The organism is Streptomyces sp. NPDC051136 (genome assembly GCF_044455745.1).
GTDB lineage: Bacteria > Actinomycetota > Actinomycetes > Streptomycetales > Streptomycetaceae > Streptomyces.
In genome coordinates, this window is record NZ_JBITFE010000001.1 from 844,585 (window position 1) to 863,380 (window position 18,796).

The window sequence follows — 18,796 nt, forward strand, 5'->3', positions numbered from 1 at the left end:
GTGCTACCGCGCCTCCTGCTCGCTGTCCGGGACCCGCGCGGTCGGCATCGACGGCCGCTCCGTCCTGGTCCGCACCGTTGCGTTGTGCCGCTTGGGCCGTTCGTCGAGGGCGCGTGGGGCGACGCGCGGGCCGTCCCACAGGGTGCCGTCGGTCCGGTCGCGCGGATCGGGGTCGACCAGCACCACCCCGAGCACCGTGATGCGCTGGTCCGCGAGCTGCCGCGCCACCGTGTGCAGCCACGCGGCGCTGCCGTGCCCGGCCCGCACGACGAGCACCGTCCGGGTGCCGAGGTACTGCAGGTCCGTCCACGCGGTGCCGGGAGCGACCGAGCCGACGCCGAGCCGGCGCCCCGGGTGCGGCTCGGCCGCGGCGCGCTCGCCGCTGAGCACGGCCGGCCCCGGGGAGCCGCGGCGGGCGTCCGCGAGCGGCGTGCCGGGCAGGGCGTCGACGACGGCCACGGGACCGTCCGCCTCCAGCGCCCCGGCGACGTCCAGGGCGATGGCGCCGGTCGCCCGCGCGCAGCCCAGTTCCAGCAGTGACACGGGTTCCGCGGAGCGGCGCACGATGCGGGCCAGGGTGGTGGTGAGCCGTTCACGTGCCGTCCGGGTGCGCCGGCGCTGCCACCGTCCGGCCGAGCGGCGGGGGACGTGGCGCAGCTCCGCGAGGACCGAGGCGCCCAGGTTCGCCGCGATGTCCCGGCGCAGCACGGGGCGGTCCGCGACCACCGCGCCGACCGAGGCCAGTACGAGTCCGAGGACCAGCCCGAGCACGAGTCCGATCGCACCGTCGGTGCCCACGGTCCGGGGCAGCGAGTGCCGGACCGCGTGCGGGGCGTCCACGATCTGGGTGCCGGCGACGACCGCGGGTGTGCCGGTGCGCGCCTCCGCCGCGCGCTGGTCGAACTCGGCGATCCGCGAGTCGAGTTCGGCCCGGCGCGCGTAGAGGGACTCGATGCCCGCCGACGCCTTCGGGTCGTCGCCGGGTGAGCGGTCCCCGATCGCCGCGTTGACGTCGGTGAGTTCCTTGCGCATCCGGTCGCGCTGGTCGAGCAGGGCGTCCGCCTCGGCCTCGGCGGACTTCCGCATGCGCCGTACGTGGTCCGCGACGAACGCGTCGGCCAGTGCCCTGGCCCGGGCCACCGCCTCCGCGTCGCTGTCGCCCGTCACGTCGATCTGCATCAGGTTGTTGGTCAGTCCGGTGCCCCGGTAGTCCTGCATGAAGTCTTCCGGGTTCTCCCGGGAGCCGAGGGTGCGCAGGGCCTGCTCGGCGATCCGGGTGGTGGCCAGCAGCTCCACGTCGGTGCGGATCAGCGTTCCGGTGTCGTTGGGCTGGTCCTCCTTGTGCGCGACCAGCACCTTGGTCACCGCGGCGGGCCGCGGCGGCAGCAGGACCGCCACGGCGGCGCCGGCCAGCAGACCGAGCAGGGCCAGGGCGCCCCACAGACGGCGCCGCCTGCGCACCGCCACCACCAGGGAGTGCAGGTCCAGCAGGGGAGCGGAGGCCGACGACCGGTCGGCCGTACTCGTCGTCACGCCGAGCCTCCCGTCGCGTGGTCGGGCACCGCTGCCGCCGCGACGACGGGTTCCGCGGGCCGGCGGACCGGCTCCGCCGGACGGGCCCGGACGGCTTCGGCGACCACGACGCCGACGACCTCGTGCCCGCCGTCCGCACACGCCTCCGCGACCCCGGCGAGTTCCTCGGCGGTCCGCGCGCCCGCGCTCAGCACCACCAGGACACCGGACTCGGTGCCGCGGTCCGGCACCATGGGCCGGGGCACCGACACCTCCACCAGCCGCAGCAGCGGGTCTCCCGCGGCCTCGTCGGCGAGCTGCCCGGCGGCCCGGCGGGCGACCTCGTCGTCGTCCGGCACGACGACCAGCAGCCGTCGGAGCGACGGCGCACGCTCCCGCAGGCGGGCGCACACCCGCCGGTACCTGAGCCGCCGGCCGGCCTCGTCGCCGGACGCCGGCGGCGTCGGCAGGTCCCACCGGGTGTCGACGCCCAGCAGCCGACGCAACCGCGCCCGCGCACCACGGGCCGCGGGCCGGCCCGCGCGCCGCTCGGCGGGTACGTCGACGGTCCCCAGCAGCGCCGCCCCCAGCGCGGCCGCGATCTCCGGTTCGAGGCGCAGCCGCCGGTTCACCCGCGCGGCGGCGAGATGGCCGACGACCGCCAGCACGAAGAAAAGCAGCGCCCCGCCGCCGACCAGCTGTGTCCGCGTCGGCGGAGCCTCGCCGGTCGGCCGGGGGGACGGCCCCATGACGACCATGCTGCCCCTGCCGTGCGCCTGGTCGGCCTCCTCCAGTTTCTCCATGGCGTCCTGCAGCGCGGTGCGCAGCTTCTCCAGCTCCGTACGGGCCTGCACGCTCTCCACGGTCTGTCCCGGGTCGGCGGCCTCGGCCAGGTCGGTGATGCGCTCGTTGGTGCGCTTCACCTGCCGGCGCAGTGCCTCGGGTCCCGTCGCCCCGTCGGGATCGGTGGTGCCGCTCGCGATGCGCGCGGCGTACGTCACGAACTGCCGGGCCACTTCGTCGGAGAGCCGCTGCGCACGCTCCGGGGTGTCGGCGGTCCCGGAGATCTTGATGATGTTGCCGTCCGCCATCTCCGCGCTCACCCGGTCGCGCAGCTCGCTGTCGCTGACGCCGCTCCAGCGGAGGGTGTCGCCCGCCCGGTCGACCACCGACGAACTGGTCGCGATCTCCACCTGGGTGAGCAGTTCGCGCTGCTCCCACTGCCCCGGCAGCAGGACCGAGGCCGACGCCGTGTAGCGCGGCGGGAACAGCCACGAGACGCCGTAGCCGGCGAGCGCGCCCACCACGACGAGGACGGCGAGCAGCCGCCGCCGTCGACGGAGAATCCGCCCGACCGTGACCAGGCGTATCGTGTCATCACTCAATTGCGCGGCCTTCTCCTTGCCTTGTCCGCCGTGCCCGTCGGCCCCGGTACGCGACCGCGGCAGGCGGCGTCGTACGCGGCGAGCAGCGACGCCTGCGAGTTCCGCCAGGAGAGCTGACCGTTGATCCGTTCCTCGCCGATCTTGCCCATCCGGGCCCGCCGGTCCGGGTCGTCCAGCAACTGCGCGACCAGCCGGGCGAACGCGGTCTCGTCGTTGGCGGGCGCGTAGACGGCGGCGTCACCGGCGGAGACCCGCGCCTCCCGGAGGTCGAAGGAGACGATCGGCCGGCCCATCGCCATGTACTCCAGGACCTTGTTCATGGTCGACACGTCGTTGAGCGGATTGCGCGGGTCGGGGGAGAGGCACACGTCTGCCGTGGAGAGGTAGCGCACCAGGTCGGCGTCCGGGATGCGTCCGGTGAACTGCACCCGGTCGGCCAGTCCGAGCGACCGGGACAGCTCCACCATCGCGTCGAACGCGTCACCCGAGCCGACGAACACCGCGTGCCAGTCGGTCCGTCCGAGCTCGTCCCGCAGCCTGGCGAGGGCCCGCAGCGCGTAGTCGACGCCGTCCTGAGGGCCCATGACGCCGAGGTAGCACAGCAGATGGGGCTTGCCGCGCTTCAGCCCCGGCTCGGGCGGCACCGGCTGGAACCGGTCGGTCGCCGGGGCGCTGCGCACCACGAAGACGTCCTCCGGGCGGCGGCCGCCACGGCGTATCGCGACGTCCTTGTAGCTCTCGTTCGTGGCGAGCACGATGTCCGCCGCCCGGTACGTCATCCGTTCCAGGGCGCACACCGCGCGGTACAGCAGGTCCTTGCCGCGGCCGAACCGGGAGAGGTACAGCTCGGGTATCAGGTCGTGCTGGTCGAAGACGAACCGTGAGCCGCGCCGCTTGAGCCACAGGGCCGGCAGGAACAGCAAATCGGGCGGGTTGCAGGCGTGGACCACGTGCACCGGGCCCACCCTGCGGGCCAGCCGGGCCGTGTGCCAGAGCGCCGCCCCGTACTCGCGCAGGTAGCCGGCCGGACCTCCGGTGGCCGCGCGCAACGGGTAGCGGTGGATGCGGACCCCGTCGATCTCCGTCTCCGCCTCCGTGTCCCGCGTGGTCCCGCGGGGACAGACGACGTGGACCTCCCAGCCCGCGTCGCGCAGGGTCGTGCACTCCTGCCACACCCGCCGGTCGAAGGGCACCGACAGGTTCTCCACCAGGATCAGCGCGCGCCGTCCCGGCCGGTCGCCGGCGCCGCCGAGCGGCGTGCCACCGGACGTCGTGTCACCAGGCAAGGCCCACATACCCCGGTTCGGCCCGGCGCGCGTCGGCGTCGGGGAGGTGGATGAGGTCGATCAGCAGCGGGCCGCCGCCCTGGGGCAGCGCCGCCAGCACGGCCGGGTCCCTGGTCCCCACCAGGCACACCTCGGCGTGGTCCAGGACCTCGTCGACGGAGTCCGCGAGCAGCTGTGCGAGGTGCGGCAGCCGGTTCTCGACGTACTCGCGGTTGGCGCCGAGCAGCCGGGACAGGCTCACGTTGGCGTCGTGGATCTTCAGGTCGTACCCCTTGCCGAAGAGCCGCTCCGCCAGCTCGACGAGCGGGCTCTCGCGCAGGTCGTCGGTGCCGGGTTTGAAGGACAGGCCGAACAGCCCCACCCGGCGCTTGCCCGCGCGCTCCACCAGTTCCACCGCGCGCTCCAGGTGCGCGGTGTTGGAGGGCAGCACATGGGACAGGATGGGCACGGACACGTCGGCCCGCTGCGCCGCGTGGACCAGGCTGCGCAGGTCCTTGGGGAGGCAGGAGCCGCCGAAGGCGAAGCCGGGTCGCAGGTAGGCGGGGCTGATGTTCAGCTTGCGGTCGGCCAGGAACACGTCCATCACCTGGTGCGAGTCCACCCCGAGTGCCTGGCACACCGCGCCCAGTTCGTTGGCGAAGCCGATCTTCAGGCCGTGGAAGGCGTTGTCCGCGTACTTGATCGCCTCGGCGGTGGCGACCGGCACCCGGAACACCTCGCCGGGCAGGCTGTCGTACAGCGCCAGCACCGCGTCGCCGCTCGCCGGGTCGAGTTCGCCGACGACGGTCTTCGGCGGGTCGAAGAAGTCGCGCACGCTCGTGCCCTCGCGCAGGAACTCCGGGTTGACCGCGACCCCGAAGTCCACCCCGGCCGTCCCGCCGACGTACTTCTCCAGGATCGGCACCAGCAGGTCGGTGCAGGTGCCCGGGAGCATGGTGCTGCGGAACACCACGGTGTGCCGCCCGCCGCGCTCCGCCAGTGCGGTGCCGATCTCCTCGGTGACCCGCTCCAAGTAGGTCGTGCACAGGCTGCCGTTGGGCTCCGACGGGGTGCCCACGCAGACCAGGGATATCTCACTCTCCATGATCGCTTCACGGACGTCGGTGGTGGCGCGCAGCGCCCCGGTGCCCACGACCTCGGCGATCAGCTCGCCGATGCGCTCCTCGACCACCGGCGCCCTGCCGTCGTTGACCAGGTCGACCTTCACCTGGTTCACGTCCACCCCGACGACCTCGTGCCCCATGCCGGCCAGGCACGCGGCCGACACGCAGCCCACGTAGCCCAGGCCGAAAACACTGACTCTCATGACCCGTTCCTCCCCCCAGGCAGACCTCGACGGCCTGCGATCCGCGCGCCGGTCCGGCGACCGTCGCGCATCAGTACGCCCCCTGCCCGTGCACCACCGCACGCAGCGTCTTCCACAAGATCACCGTGTCCAGGGCCAGTGACCAGTCCTCCACGTACCGAAGGTCCAGGCGGACCGCTTCCTCCCACGGCAGGTCGCTGCGTCCGCTGATCTGCCACAGACCGGTGAGGCCGGGCTTGACCAGCAGCCGCCTTCGGATGTCCGGGCCGTACGCGGCGGACTCCTCCGGCAGCGGCGGCCGCGGACCGACCAGCGACATCGACCCGGTGAGGACGTTGAGGAGCTGCGGCAGTTCGTCGACCGAGTACCGGCGCAGCACCGCACCCACCCGCGTCACCCGCGGATCCCGGCGGAGCTTGAACAGCAGGCCCGCGCCCTCGTTGCGGTCGGCCAGCGCGGCGCGCGCCCGGTCGGCGCCGGCGACCATGGTGCGGAACTTGAGAATGGTGAACTCGCGGCCGTCCTTGCCGACCCTGCGCTGGCGGTAGAACGCGCCGCCCCGGCTGTCCAGCACGACCAGCAGCGCGACGGACACCATCAGGGGCGCGAACAGCGTCAGCAGGATCGCCGCGCCCAGCCGGTCTACCACCGCCTTGACCGCCCGGCGGCCCCCGGTGAACGTCGGCATGCTGACCCGCAGCAGGGGTATGCCGAGCACCGCGTCGACGTGCAGCCGGGGACCGGCCACCTCCATCAGCACGGGGGCCACGACCATTTCGGCGTCGCTGCCCTCCAGGTTCCAGGCGAGCCGCTGCAACCGGTCCGGTGACCAGTGCGGGTCCGGGGTGACCGCGACGACCCGGTAGCCGTCCCGGCGCACGTGGTCGGCGACGTCCGCCAGCGGGCCGACGACCGGCACGCCCTCCAGCTGGTCGCCGTCGCCGAGCTCGGTGCCGTCCGTCGTGCACACCGCGTCCACGCGCCAGCCGAGGTGCGGGAAGCGGCGGGTCCGGGTTATCAGGTCGCGCACGGTGGCCGGGCTGCCGGCGGCGAGCACCGGTCTCAGGCACCGTCCCTCCTTGCGCTGTCGGTGCAGCCACAGCCGCAGCAGATACCGCGCGACCATGGTGACGACCGCGATCGCGGGGACGGCGACGAAGATCCACAATTTGATGTTGCGTGAGGTGAGAGCGATTCCACCGAGCGCCAGGACAACGGTCGCCATGAACAGCGAGCGCCCGAGCCGGCGGAATTCCTCGGCGCCCTGGCCGAGCACGGCCGGGGACCACGAACGGCTGACCGCGAGCGCGCCCAGCACCAGCAGCTCGGTGCCGAAAGCGAGAATTCCCCATTTCTCGTGCCAGTTGGCCGCGTCACGAACTCCGAAGAAATTGCCTATGCCCGCCACCACGAAGGCAGTGGTCACGGTGTCGCTGGTGATCACGGTACGGCGGTACCGCTGCTCCCAGTCGATCGCGGGCCGGCTGATCGCCCCGTCCGCCACCTGCCCGCGCGCAGACGGAAACGCGCTGACCAATCCCCCTTGCCGCACAGAACCCCCCAGGTTCCCAGTGGTTCGACGTGTTCGCCTAGCACTGTTCCTCCCCCTCGGGAGGCCCCCGCCTCCCGCGCCGCGCTGTTCCTCCCCACGGGCGGCCCCCGCCTGCCCGCGCACGACGTACCTGCTCGATCACGCACATGTGAACAACTCACAGTGACAGCAGCAGACCCCCCTGCCCCCGAACTGAAGATCGTTTCCCCCGGTCGCTTCATCCCTGAACAGCTGAAGCACGGTCAATCTAGACCATCGGGGCCACCGTGTAGAGAGGATGTGTGCAATTCATGGTCAAGCTTTGTGAGTTGATCAACGAGCCGGTGAAACCCCAAGGATGCGTTTGCGCCACTTCGCTTTCCTGGGTCACCGGTTCAGTGCTGCTTTTCCGCGTTCCATGCGCACACGCACCGATGGATCAAGCCATCGACGACTGGAATTTCGGTGCGCGAACTCGCCGGATCCGTACGAATGTGCGGGCGTCAGTCGTCGCCGAGCGTCCCCAGCAGGCGCAGCCCGTCCTCCGTGGGACTTCCGGGTGCGGCGGACAGCACCAGCAGCTCCATGCCCGACTCGTCCGGCAGCGCGAAGTTCTCCTGGTGCAGTTCCAGCAGCCCGACCAGCGGGTGCCGGTACGCCTTGCGCCCATGGGTGCGGGCCCGCACGTCCGCGCGAGCCCACAGGCGGCGGAAGCGCTCGCTGCCCATGGCCAGTTCGCCGATGAGCGAGGCCAGGCGAGGGTCGTCGGGATACTTCCCGGCCGCCAGGCGCAGGTGCCCGACCGCGTCGAGGGTGCAGGTCTCCCAGTCGGCGTACAGGCCGCGCTCGGTCTCCTCCAGGAAGATGTGCCGGGCTGTGTTGAGACCCTTGGGCGGCCGGCCGTAGAGGAGCCCGGCGAGGCGGTTCCCGGCGAGCACGTCCAGGCGGTGGTCCATGATCAGGGCGGGTGCGTCGGGGACCAGGTCCAGCACGCGCAGCAGCTCCGGGCGCAGGCGTCCGCCGGGTGACTTCACCCGGCGGCGGCGCTGGCGCGCGAGCCGCTCCAGGTGCCCGCGTTCGGTCTCGTCGAGGCCGAGGACCCGGGCCAGGGCGTCGAGGACCTGTTCGGAGGGCTGAGTGGCGCGGCCCTGCTCCAGGCGCACGTAGTAGTCGACACTCACACCGGACAGGTGCGCGACCTCCTCGCGGCGCAGTCCCTGGACACGGCGGCGGCTGTCGGTGGGGACACCGACCGAGGAGGGGGCGACCCGGGAGCGCCGGGTGCGCAGAAAGCCCGCGAGATCGTCCATGACTCCCAGTATGGCTCCGGCGGCTCGCACGAGGGTGGTCCTGCCGGTACCAGGAAGTCCCGTCCGACGGAAGCGGCGCCCCTGAACAACGCGGCCGCGAGGGCCGAGCATCAGTGGTGACCGATCTCGTGGAAGTCGAAGGGAACAGCCATGAAGACGCTCATCGTGCACGCGCACCCCGAGCCGCACTCGCTGAACGGCTCGCTGAAGGACATCGCGGTGTCCACCCTCGAGTCCGCCGGTCACGAGGTGCGGGTGAGCGACCTGTACGCGATGGACTGGAAGGCCGTGGTGGACGCGGCGGACTACGGGGAGCACGCCACGCACCCGCTGCGGGTGGTGTCGAGCTCCGGCCGGGCGCACGAGGCCGGGGCCCTCACGCCGGACGTGGCGGCCGAGCAGGAGAAGCTGCTGTGGGCCGACACGGTCGTCCTCCAGTTCCCGCTGTGGTGGTACTCGATGCCGGCGATCCTCAAGGGCTGGGTGGACCGCGTGTTCACCCACCGTTTCGCCTACGGCGTCGGCGTGCACGACGAGACCCGGTACGGCGAGCGCTACGGCGAGGGAACCCTGCGAGGCCGGCGGGCGATCCTGTCGGTGACCGTCGGGGGACCGGAGGTCCACTACACCGACCGCGGAGTCAACGGCCCCGTCGAGGACCTGCTGTTCCCGATCCACCACGGCATCCTCTACTACCCGGGCCTGGAGGTGCTGCCGCCGTTCGTGCTGTACGGCGCCGACAGGATCACCGACAGCGCCTTCGCGGACGCCGCCAAGGCATGGAAGGAGCGGCTGCTGTCGCTGGAGACGACCGAGCCGATCGCCTTCCGGCCTCAGAACGGCGGTGACTACGAGATCCCGTCCCTGCGGCTCAGGGAGGGTCTGGAGGCGCCGGGCAGCAGGGGTTTCGGCCTGCACGTGCGCAGCTAGGAGGTGCCGGCCGGCGCCGGACGGCGCGTACCGGATCAGCCCGCGAGCAGGTGGTCCCGGCCGAACATCGACGCCGCGGCCCGCGCGCTCGGCGTACCGGCGTCCAGGTCGGCGCCTGCCGCGCGCAGCACCGCCACCACGTCGTCGGCACCCTTGAACAGGGCGCCGGCGATGGGGGACTGGTCCCGGTCGTTGCGGAGGTCGGGGTCGGCGCCGTGCCGGATCAGGCTCCGCACGGTGTCGGCGTGACCGTGGTAGGCGGCGAGCATGAGCAGGGTGTTGCCCGCCGGGTCGCGTACGTCCACCGGCAGTCCGTGCGTCACGAACTCCACCAGCTGTCCGGTGTCGCCCTCCCGGGCCAGGTCCATCGCGATGGCCACGACGCGCTCCGTCTGCTCGGGAGTCAGCCCGCCGCTGCTGTGCATGTCCATGAAGTCTCCGCGGCACCGCACCGCGCCGGCGCGGACACCACGGGGGTGTCCGCGCCGGCACGGTGCGGCCTGCCGTACGTCTTTCCGACCGGAAGGTCAGAGGTTGCCGGCGGCCAGGGCCTCGATCGCCTTGCGGACGCCCTCGCCGTAGGCCGGGTCGGCCTTGGTGCAGTTGGCGATGTGCCGCGCGACGGTCTGCTCGGAGGCGCCGTCGATCGCGCGGGCCGTGTTCTCGAAGAGGACCTGCTGCTGCTCCGGGCTCATCTGGCGGAACAGGTTGCCGGGCTGCTCGTAGTAGTTGTCGTCGTCCTCGCGGTAGTTGAACCGGTCGGCGACGGCACCCACGGCCAGGGCCGGCTCGCGGTAGGCGGGCTGCTCCTGCCAGCGGCCGTAGGAGTTGGGCTCGATGCCCGGTGTGGCGCCCTGGTTGCCGTCGACGCGCATGCCGCCGTCGCGGTGGTAGGAGTTCACCGGGTTCTTCGGCGCGTTGACGGGGATCTGGTGGTGGTTGACGCCGAGGCGGTAGCGCTGGGCGTCGCCGTAGGAGAAGAGCCGGCCCTGCAGCATCCGGTCGGGGGAGAAGCTGATGCCGGGGACCACGTTGGCCGGGCTGAAGGCGGCCTGCTCGACGTCCGCGAAGTAGTTGTCGGGGTTGCGGTTGAGCTCCCACTCGCCGACCTCGATCAGCGGGTAGTCCTTCTTCGACCAGACCTTGGTGAGGTCGAAGGGGTGGAAGCGGTAGTTCTCCGCGTCGGCCTCCGGCATGACCTGGATGAACAGCTTCCACTTCGGGAAGTCGCCGTTCTCGATCGAGTCGAAGAGGTCGCGCTGGTGGGACTCGCGGTCCTTGCCGACCAGGGTCTCGGCCTCGGCGTCGGTGAGGTTCTTGATGCCCTGCTGCGTGCGGTGGTGGAACTTCACCCAGAACCGCTCGCCCTCGGCGTTGATCAGGCTGTAGGTGTGCGAGCCGAAGCCGTGCATGTGCCGGTAGGTGGCCGGGATGCCGCGGTCCGACATGACGATCGTGACCTGGTGCAGGGCCTCGGGGAGGTTGGTCCAGAAGTCCCAGTTGTTCTCGGCGTTGCGCAGGTTGGTGCGCGGGTCGCGCTTGACCGCGTGGTTGAGGTCCGGGAACTTCAGCGGGTCGCGGAAGAAGAACACCGGGGTGTTGTTGCCGACCAGGTCCCAGTTGCCCTCCTCCGTGTAGAACTTCACGGCGAAACCGCGGATGTCGCGCTCCGCGTCGGCGGCGCCGCGCTCACCGGCGACCGTGGAGAACCGGGTGAAGAGCGGGGTCTTCTTGCCGATCTCGGAGAAGATCTTCGCGCTGGTGTACCGCGTGATGTCGTGGGTCACCGTGAAGGTGCCGAAGGCGCCGGAGCCCTTGGCGTGCATCCGGCGCTCCGGAATGACCTCGCGGTCGAAGTGGGCGAGCTTCTCCAGGAACCACACGTCCTGCAGCAGCATCGGACCGCGCGGACCGGACGTCAGGCTGTTCTGGTTGTCGGGAACCGGCGCGCCGGCAACCGTGGTCAGCGGCTTCTGGTTGTTCTCAGGCAAGGCTTGCTCCTCGGAATGGTTCTTCGCATGCGTTCGAGGCCCGACGGTCCCCGGCCGTCCGGCAGTCCGGGGCGAGCAGCCCCGCGCGTCGATGGGCACCACCCTACATTGGACGGAATCTAAGGCAAGGTGCCATCCAGAGCGATATCGACTCTTGAATTGGCGACCATCCCTGCTAGGGTGCAGCGCATGAGTGATCTCCTGGTGAGGCTTCGCGAACGCGGCTGGCGCCTGACGGCGCAGCGGCGCGTGGTCGCCGAAGTCCTCGACGGGGACCACGTCCACCTCACCGCCGACGAGGTGCACGCCCGCGCCGCCGAGCGACTGCCCGAGATCTCCCGGGCGACGGTGTACAACACCCTGCGGGAGCTGGTGCAGCGCGGCGAGGTCCTCGAGGTGTCCACGGACGGCCGCGCCAAGCGCTACGACCCGAACGCGCACCGTCCCCACCATCACCTGCTCTGCGCGCGCTGCGGCGCGATGCGCGACGTGCGGCCGACGGGCGACCCGCTCGCCGACCTCCCGCCCTCCCAGGCCTTCGGTTTCACGGTCTCCGAGGTCGAAGTGACGTATCGGGGCATTTGCCCCGACTGCGCCGCCTGACGTCGCGACACCCGCGCCCGCAGCGTGGCGTCGTGCCTCGTGGTGCCCCGCGGGCGAGCATGGGGTGACCTGTTTCTCCCTCCGCACCGAGGCGATGCGATGCCCGAACGTGCCCACCACGTCCCCGCCGAAGGCCCTGCGCCGAAGGGAATCCTGCGGCGCCGGCCGGAGCGATGGCTGTTCACCGGGATCTACGGCCTGGTGCTGGCCAGCGCCCTGGTGGCCGCACTCGACGTTCCGGGAGAGGAGGCCGACCCGGGCCAGGACGCGCTGTGGGTCCTGCTCACGGGGCTGACCTCGGCCGCCGCCCACGGGTACGCGCACGTCATCGCCCAGCGCGCGGCCGGCGACGGGAAGGGCGGACCGGGCAGACTGCGGGCGGTGCTCGCCGAGTGGCCCCTGGTCGCCGCCGTACTGCCGACCGTGGCGATGCTGCTGGCGGCCATGGCCGGATGGTGGTCGGAGGACACGGCCGCCGACACGGCCCTGCTGCTGAACACCGTCTGCCTCTTCGGGCTCGGCGTCCTCGCGGCCCGCGCCGCCGGGCTCAGCCGGCTCTCCGCCTGCCGCGCGGGGGCGATGGACATGCTGATCGGTCTCGTCATCATCGTCGCGGACGCGCTGATCGAGTAACGGCCGGTCCGCGCCGCCGCGGGCGGGGGCCGGCCTCCGCGGCGGGGGCACCCTGGACGGCTACGAGTCGGACCGCCGCGTGTTCTCCCGCACCTGGAACGAGACGGTGCCGCGGGACCTGCTCTGAGCGGAACCCGTCCCGGCGGGTTCCGTCGGGGCGGGGGAGGCGGCGCGGCAGCGAGCGGCCGGCCCGCGTCCGGGCGCCGTCCGGGCGCCGGGACGCGGGCCGGCTCGGTGTACGTGCTCCGATGCCCCTCTCCAGCCGCCCGGGCGGCCTCTTGAAGGACCGGCGTCGGCCCGGAGAGAGCGGTCAGCCCGCGTTCTGCGGCTGCCGCTCGCCGTGTCCGGCCGCGGCGGGCGGCCGGAAGCAGGCCACGATGGCCTTGCCGTAGGGGCACGGGCGGGCTTCCCAGCTGTCCGCCAGGGCGTCGACGAGGAACATGCCCCGCCCACCGAGGTTCTCGGTGCTGGGCTGCCGGGGCGTGGGCAGACGGGAGGAGCTGTCGTGGACGGCGACGTGCAGACAGCGGGTGTCCCACGTCATGACCAGTTGTGCGCTGCTGTGGGCGTGGACGTGGGCGTTGGTCACCAACTCCGAGACGGTCAGCAGGACCGCGTCCACCGTCTGCGGGGCGCTGGCGGTCCAGCCGAGCGTCTGGAGACGCTCCCGGGACCAGTCCCGTGCCGTCTTCACGTCGCTGCTCAACGGCAGCGACCGGGCCCAGCCCACCGCCCTGACCGACGCCTTGTCCACTGTGAAGGTCCTTCCCTGGCCGTGCCTCGTCGAGGCTCGTCTACCCCCTGGGGCCGGGTTGACGCGGTGACGGGGGGGCAGCCGAGGGGCCGAGGCCCGCTCACCGGCCGCCGGGCCCTGCGGGGCGGGCATCGCGCGCTGGTTCACCGCTCCTCTTCACCGGCGCGCCGGGGCACGGTGATGGCCAGGAGCGCGGTGTCGTCGTCCACGCCGGTTCCGAGGGCGTCGAGCAGACCGCTCAGCGCCTCGACGGTCGCGGACGCGGTGGTGGGGGCCAGCGCCCGGGCGAAGTCCAGCAGGGCCTCGTCGCCGTAGCGTCCGCCGGACTGGTCGGTGTGGGCCTCGGTGAGTCCGTCGGTGTAGAGGAGCAGGGTGTCACCGGGGGAGAGGTGGACCGGGACGGTGACGATGTGGGCGTCGGGCAGGACCCCGATGAGCTGTCCGCCCGGGGTGGGCAGGTAGTCGGCGCTTCCGTCGGCGCGCATCACCAGCGCCGGCGGGTGCCCTCCGCCGGCCAGGGTGATGCGGAATCCGCCCCGGCCGTCCGCGGTGAGCAGGCCGAAGACGACCGTGCAGAACTGTGGGTCGTCGCCGTTGTACTCGTGGTTGAGCACCGTGTTGAGGTTGCCGAGGACGGCGGCCGGGTCGGGGTCGTACACGGCGGCCGCGCGCAGCGTGTACCGGGCCAGTGAGGTGACCGCCGCCGCGGAGGCCCCCTTGCCGCACACGTCGCCCAGGAACATCCCCCAGATGCCGTGGGAGAGGGGGAAGAGATCGTAGAAGTCGCCTCCGACGCTGTCGGGGGAGGCGATGTGGTAGTGCGCCGCCACGTCCAGGCCGGGCACGTCGTCCAGGACGGGAGGCAGCAGGGTCCGCTGCAGCGTGGTGGCCAGGCTCTGGATCCGTTCGCGTTCGCGGTCGGCCTCCTGCCGGGCCCGCAGCAGTTCGGTCTCGTAGGCCCGGCGGTCGCGGGCGTCGGAGAGGGTGATGCGGATCAGCAGCGGCTGCCCGTCGTCGCCGGTCTTCACGGTGGAGGTGGCGAGCACGGGCAACCGGCTGCCGTCGGCCGCCCTCAGCTCCAGTGCGACGCCGCTGAGCTCTCCCTGCATGCGCAGCAGCGGCGCGACATGCGTCTCGTAGTAGACCTTGCCCCCGACGGTGAGCAGGTCGGCGAACCGTTTGTGCCCGACCACGTCCTCGCGCCGGTAGCCGAGCCAGTCGAGCAACCGCCGGTTGATCTTGGCGATGTCCCCGTCCAGCAGGGTGGACAGATACCCGCACGGTGCGTTCTCGTACAGGTCCTCGGTGCTCTCCTCCAGCAGGGCCGCAAGCGGCACCCGAGCCCCGCCGGGAGCGCCGGGAGCGCCGGGGGCGTCGGCCGCCTCGGAGGCGCCGGGTCCCGCGGTCGCGGGCGCACCGGGCTCGTGGCCGTCGCCCGGCCGGCACGTCACCGGCTTCTCCGCGAGGCGAGGGAGGCGGCCCGTGCCGGCATGTCCGACCCGTCCGCCGGGCCCGCCACGGTCACGTGGTTCATGCTCCGCACGTCCATACGACCATCCTCGCACTTGAGCGGGGGGCGGCCCTCCGGACGCGGCATCCGTCCGGTGTCAGTCGGTGAGCGCCTCTTCGAGCGTGTCGCGGCAGTCGATGAAGGCGTCGACGCCCACGAGGCCGAGGGTCCGCTTCACGGCGTTGCGGGCGGCGGCCACCCGCAGCCAGCCGCCTGCCTCCGTGAGGGCGGTGTGGGCGGCGATGAGGACGTTTATGCCGCTGGAGTCCATGAAGGTGACCTGGTGCATGTCGGCCACGACACGCAGGCCCGGGACGCCGGTCCCGTCGAGGCTCCGGCGCAGCGTGTCACCGGTGTGGTGGTCGATCTCCCCTGCCAGGGTCACCACGCGGACGCCGTCGCGGTCCGTGGTGACGGCCGACAGCTGCTCGGCGTGTTCGGTGCCTGTTGTCTCTGCGTCAGCCATGACGGTGATCCTGGCACACTCGCTGGCATATGCGCAGGGGAGCCCTCACTCCGGCCGGCGCTTCCGTGTGGCGCACACAACAGAAGGGTCCGGTGTGCCGTGCGGATACGGGGGTACGCGCCGTCCGTGCAAGGGGGAACGAATGGCGGTCGTAATGGAATCAGAGCCGGTGGGGCAGGACGACGCGGCGCCGGGCGGCCGGGTCATACGGGCCGGTGCGGCACTGGACGGTGACGGCGGCTGCATCGCGCGGGCCCGCCACCTGGCCGGTACGTTCCTGACCCGGGCGCAGAGCGAGCACGGCGTGCTCGTGTCGCAGCGTGCCATGGACCTGACCCAGCTCGTGGTCAGCGAACTGGTCACCAACGCGCGCAAGTACGCCCCAGGACCCGCCCTGATGGATCTGAGCCTGGACGAGGGCACGGTGGAGGTCGCGGTGTGGGACTCCGACCCGGTGCTGCCGATCGCCCGAGCCGCGGACGCCGGCCGGGTGGGGCAGCACGGCCTGGAGATCGTGATGGCTGTCGCCCAGGGCTTCGAAGCGCGTCGCGAGCCGGTCGGCAAGCGGATCACCGTGCGTCTCGCCCTGGGCGACGACCCCCGTGACGTCGCCGCGGTACGTCCTGCGGCGTCCCGATGACCGGGCACCCCTGACGCTCACCGCCGCGGACGTGCCGCGCGGCCGTCCCGGTGCCGAAACCGCGGGGCCGGTGCAGGGCAGCCCTTTCGGGCCGGCGTCCGGTCACCGGCCCGAGGGCTACCGGTTCACCGTCCGGGGCGGCTGACCCGGCCGGGGTCCCGCACGGTCAGCGGTCCCGGGACAGCGCGAGGAGTTCGGCGAAGGTCCCGCCGGCGTGGACGAGCTCGTCGTACCGGCCCTGCTCGGTGATCCGGCCGTGCTCCATGACGACGATGTGATCGGCGATCTTCGTGTTCTCCAGACGGTGGGTGACCACGATCGTGATGCGCTCGGCGGCGACGGCCTTGATCCGCTCGAAGATCTGGTGCTCGCCGCGCGGATCCATCTGGGACGTCGGCTCGTCCAGGATCAGCAGCCCCGGGCGCCGGTACAGGGCCCGTGCGCACGCCACCCGCTGCCACTGGCCGCCGGAGAGCTCGGTGCCCCCGAAGACGTCGCGGGACAGCAGGGTGTCCAGGCCCGCGGGAAGCCTGTCGACGGCTTCGCGCAGACCGACCGCGTCCACGGCCTCCCACACCGGGGTGTCGTCGTGGGTGCGGGGCTGGCCGAGGGTGACGTTCTCGCGGACCGGCATCGGCCACTGGGCGAAGATCTGCGGCACCAGGCCGACGTGGGCCCACACGGTGGCCGGGTCCACCTCGGCGAGGTCCGCGCCGTTCCAGGTGACCCGGCCCTTGTCCGGCAGGTAGATACCGGTCAGGAGGCGGGTCAGCGTGGACTTGCCCGAGCCGTTCGCCCCGACGACGGCGAGGATCTGGCCCCGCTCGAGGGCCAGACTGACGCCGCTGACGGCCGGCTCTTCCTTGCCGGGGTACCGGTAGGAGACCTCCTCGAGCCGGATCTGCTCGGTGGGCCCGTCGTGCCTGCGGGGCCCGCGACGCGGTGCACGGGCCGCCGCGTCGTCGAGGAAGGCCTGCATGTCGCTCAGGTAGAGGCTGGTGTGGAAGACCGCGGCGCCGTTGACGACGACCTGGGAGAGTGCGGCGAGCGTGGTCTGCACGGCGATGACGGCCGTGGCCGCGACGGCCGGCGCGACCCGGCCCGAGACGGTGAGCCAGGCGAGGACTCCCCAGGTCGCGACCAGGAAGACGCCACCGGCCGCCGCGGACAGCACCGCGATCCGCAGGGTGCGGGGCGCGGCCGCCAGGGTCCGCCGGTCGCACCGGTCGGACAGGGACCGGTACCAGTGGACGAGGTAGTCGGTCATCGAGTTGGCGCGGACCTCGTCGCCGTACTTCGACGTGGTCGCCCACCAGCGCATCATGCCGCGTACGTTGCGGTCGGCGATGTTGGCGTAGTGGACCTCGTAGTCGACGCGGGCGGTCAGGACCGCGCCGGCGCCGGCCGGCAGGACGGCGAGCAGGAGCAGCGGCAGCATCAACGGGTTGAGCACCGACAGCACGCCGCCGGCCGTGACCATCCGGATCACGGCGGACAGGAACCGCTGGGCGTCGGTGACCATCACCTGGGTGCGGATCACGCCCATCTCGGCGGCCTCGTGCCGGTCCGCGAAGCCCTCCTGCGCGTATGCGGACGCCTCCACCCGGCACACGGCCTCGACCAGAGCGCTGTCCGTCTCCGTCGTCAGCCTCGGAGTGATCCGCCGCTCGGCATAGGTGGCCAGCGCCGCCGCACAGCGGCCGAACGCGGCGGCGAGCGCCACGACCACCAGCGCCGGGAAGGCCCCGCGCAGCCGGTCACCGGCGGAGCCGTCGCCGAGGACGGGCTCCATGGCGCGGGCGGTGGCGGTCAGCAGCACGGCGGCCGACGCGCCGGTGACCAACTGGCAGCCGAGCAGCAGGCGCACGGCCCGCCGGTCGGTCCGCCGGCACAGACGGACGATCCGGCCGAGGACGGCCGGGATCTGTGCGCACATCCGCCGGAAGGAGACCTCGGCGAGGGGATTGACCGAGTACCGCCCGCGGTAGGTGATCTCGGCCGGCTGCGGCGGCGGTGGTGGTGGAGAGGCTGCGGCGGACTGCGGTCCGTTCGCTGCGGTCGAGGTCAACGTGTCCCCCTTGGCGGTCGTCGAGCAGGGTCGTCCTGCTCAACGACCGCACCGGGATATCGAACACATGTGTTTCGGTCGCTGCCGGAACCCCGGGAAACCACGCGCGGCGGTGCGTGCCAGGTGCATGGACCCGGGCCCGGCAACGGGTGTGCGTAGCGCGGAGGTTGGCCGAATCGCCGACGACGCGGCCCCGGCCCGGAGCGGCCGCTCGCCGGCCGGTCCGGGCCTCCCCCTCCGGCGTGCCTGCGGTCCTCAGTCCTCGACCCAGCCGTGGCCTTCGCCCGACTTCACGAGCGCGCCGCGGATGGTCAGGATCTGTTCCGCCGTCAGCTGCGGGCTGGCGGTCAGCAGCAGCTCCGTCACCTCACGCCGGTACTCCTCGGGGCTCAGCACGTCGCACATCGGCTGGCCGTCCTCGTCGGACTCCGCGGGCCGGAGCCCTGCGGACCGGGGGCGGCGCTGAGGCTGCCGCTCACCCTCGGCCAGCCGGATGCCCGACGCCTTGAGCCCCCGGTCACCGCTCTCCACCTCGAACTCGACGACCAGGCCCGAGCGCACGCTCTCCTCGGGAATGAGCAGGTCGTTCACGTGCAGGAAGATGTCCTCGCCGCCGTCGTCCGGCGCGATGAACCCATAGCCCCGCGTACTGTCGAAACGAACCACACGACCCGCGACCATACGGACCCCCAACCTCTGCGAACACACGGCCCGAGGCCCTTCCCCGGAACCACGGGCCATGCTAACCACCGGCCCGCACAGCAGCCGGAAGCCGCCCCTGCCCGGCGGCACCGGCCTCACCCAGCCCGCCTGGGGACCACGTGACGGCTTCCGCTCCTGCGGCCAGGACGGCCGACGTCCCGAGCAGCCG

General features: G+C 72.4%; 17 protein-coding genes. 4 read left to right on the top strand and 13 right to left on the bottom strand.

From position 1 onward, the window contains the following. Positions 1–3 precede the first annotated feature (3 nt). From ACIBCJ_RS03690 to ACIBCJ_RS03715, 6 genes are all read right to left on the bottom strand, one after another. Positions 4–1,533 (bottom strand): Wzz/FepE/Etk N-terminal domain-containing protein, encoded by a 1,530-nt coding sequence (locus tag ACIBCJ_RS03690; RefSeq protein WP_365978607.1) that lies wholly within the window; start codon positions 1,531–1,533, stop codon positions 4–6. After that, entirely contained in the window at positions 1,530–2,897 is a 1,368-nt protein-coding gene (locus ACIBCJ_RS03695) for a Wzz/FepE/Etk N-terminal domain-containing protein (RefSeq protein ID WP_365978606.1), read from the bottom strand. The genes ACIBCJ_RS03690 and ACIBCJ_RS03695 overlap by 4 nt, the downstream gene beginning before the upstream one ends. After that, positions 2,894–4,183, bottom strand: a complete 1,290-nt coding sequence (locus tag ACIBCJ_RS03700; protein ID WP_399281720.1) for a glycosyltransferase family 4 protein — start codon at positions 4,181–4,183, stop codon at positions 2,894–2,896. Before ACIBCJ_RS03700 ends, ACIBCJ_RS03695 begins: the two co-directional genes overlap by 4 nt. Next, positions 4,173–5,489, bottom strand: coding sequence for a nucleotide sugar dehydrogenase (locus tag ACIBCJ_RS03705; protein WP_362098341.1), 1,317 nt, complete (start codon positions 5,487–5,489; stop codon positions 4,173–4,175). Before ACIBCJ_RS03705 ends, ACIBCJ_RS03700 begins: the two co-directional genes overlap by 11 nt. A gap of 70 nt (positions 5,490–5,559) precedes the next feature. Continuing rightward, positions 5,560–7,041 (bottom strand): sugar transferase, encoded by a 1,482-nt coding sequence (locus tag ACIBCJ_RS03710; protein WP_393526996.1) that lies wholly within the window; start codon positions 7,039–7,041, stop codon positions 5,560–5,562. A 482-nt stretch (positions 7,042–7,523) separates the two neighbouring features. Next, positions 7,524–8,330: a helix-turn-helix transcriptional regulator gene (locus tag ACIBCJ_RS03715; protein ID WP_362098347.1), complete on the bottom strand. Its 807-nt coding sequence runs from the start codon at positions 8,328–8,330 to the stop codon at positions 7,524–7,526. 150 nt (positions 8,331–8,480) lie between these two features. Here ACIBCJ_RS03715 and ACIBCJ_RS03720 point away from each other — a divergent pair, with 150 nt between their 5' ends. Next, positions 8,481–9,260 (top strand): NAD(P)H-dependent oxidoreductase, encoded by a 780-nt coding sequence (locus ACIBCJ_RS03720; RefSeq protein WP_362098350.1) that lies wholly within the window; start codon positions 8,481–8,483, stop codon positions 9,258–9,260. A 35-nt stretch (positions 9,261–9,295) separates the two neighbouring features. Here the strand turns inward: ACIBCJ_RS03720 and ACIBCJ_RS03725 are convergent, their stop codons facing one another. Then, positions 9,296–9,691, bottom strand: coding sequence for an ankyrin repeat domain-containing protein (locus tag ACIBCJ_RS03725; RefSeq protein WP_133884643.1), 396 nt, complete (start codon positions 9,689–9,691; stop codon positions 9,296–9,298). Positions 9,692–9,787: 96 nt separating this feature from the next. Then, positions 9,788–11,251, bottom strand: a complete 1,464-nt coding sequence (locus ACIBCJ_RS03730; protein ID WP_362098355.1) for a catalase — start codon at positions 11,249–11,251, stop codon at positions 9,788–9,790. 189 nt (positions 11,252–11,440) lie between these two features. On the opposite strand from ACIBCJ_RS03730, the gene ACIBCJ_RS03735 reads away from it, so the two are divergent. Both ACIBCJ_RS03735 and ACIBCJ_RS03740 read left to right on the top strand, forming a co-directional pair. Beyond that, positions 11,441–11,854: a Fur family transcriptional regulator gene (locus ACIBCJ_RS03735; RefSeq protein WP_362514613.1), complete on the top strand. Its 414-nt coding sequence runs from the start codon at positions 11,441–11,443 to the stop codon at positions 11,852–11,854. A 99-nt stretch (positions 11,855–11,953) separates the two neighbouring features. Next, a complete protein-coding gene (locus tag ACIBCJ_RS03740; protein ID WP_362098361.1) occupies positions 11,954–12,487 on the top strand; it encodes a hypothetical protein in 534 nt (177 codons plus the stop codon). Between the two features lie 310 nt (positions 12,488–12,797). Here the strand turns inward: ACIBCJ_RS03740 and ACIBCJ_RS03745 are convergent, their stop codons facing one another. The 3 genes from ACIBCJ_RS03745 to ACIBCJ_RS03755 all read right to left on the bottom strand — a co-directional run bounded on the left by ACIBCJ_RS03745 (position 12,798) and on the right by ACIBCJ_RS03755 (position 15,217). Then, positions 12,798–13,241: an ATP-binding protein gene (locus ACIBCJ_RS03745; RefSeq protein WP_362098371.1), complete on the bottom strand. Its 444-nt coding sequence runs from the start codon at positions 13,239–13,241 to the stop codon at positions 12,798–12,800. 143 nt (positions 13,242–13,384) lie between these two features. Continuing rightward, a complete protein-coding gene (locus ACIBCJ_RS03750; protein WP_362098734.1) occupies positions 13,385–14,578 on the bottom strand; it encodes a SpoIIE family protein phosphatase in 1,194 nt (397 codons plus the stop codon). A 270-nt stretch (positions 14,579–14,848) separates the two neighbouring features. Next, positions 14,849–15,217: an STAS domain-containing protein gene (locus ACIBCJ_RS03755; protein WP_362098374.1), complete on the bottom strand. Its 369-nt coding sequence runs from the start codon at positions 15,215–15,217 to the stop codon at positions 14,849–14,851. 142 nt (positions 15,218–15,359) lie between these two features. On the opposite strand from ACIBCJ_RS03755, the gene ACIBCJ_RS03760 reads away from it, so the two are divergent. Next, positions 15,360–15,857 carry an ATP-binding protein gene (locus tag ACIBCJ_RS03760; RefSeq protein WP_362509346.1) on the top strand — a complete coding sequence of 166 codons (498 nt, stop codon included), beginning with the start codon at positions 15,360–15,362 and terminating at the stop codon, positions 15,855–15,857. Positions 15,858–16,023: 166 nt separating this feature from the next. Here ACIBCJ_RS03760 and ACIBCJ_RS03765 read toward each other — a convergent pair whose 3' ends face one another. Together ACIBCJ_RS03765 and ACIBCJ_RS03770 are read right to left on the bottom strand one after the other, a co-directional pair. Further along, positions 16,024–17,925, bottom strand: a complete 1,902-nt coding sequence (locus ACIBCJ_RS03765) for an ATP-binding cassette domain-containing protein (RefSeq protein WP_365978603.1) — start codon at positions 17,923–17,925, stop codon at positions 16,024–16,026. A gap of 255 nt (positions 17,926–18,180) precedes the next feature. Further along, a complete protein-coding gene (locus ACIBCJ_RS03770) occupies positions 18,181–18,606 on the bottom strand; it encodes a cold shock domain-containing protein (protein ID WP_362098381.1) in 426 nt (141 codons plus the stop codon). Positions 18,607–18,796 lie beyond the last annotated feature (190 nt).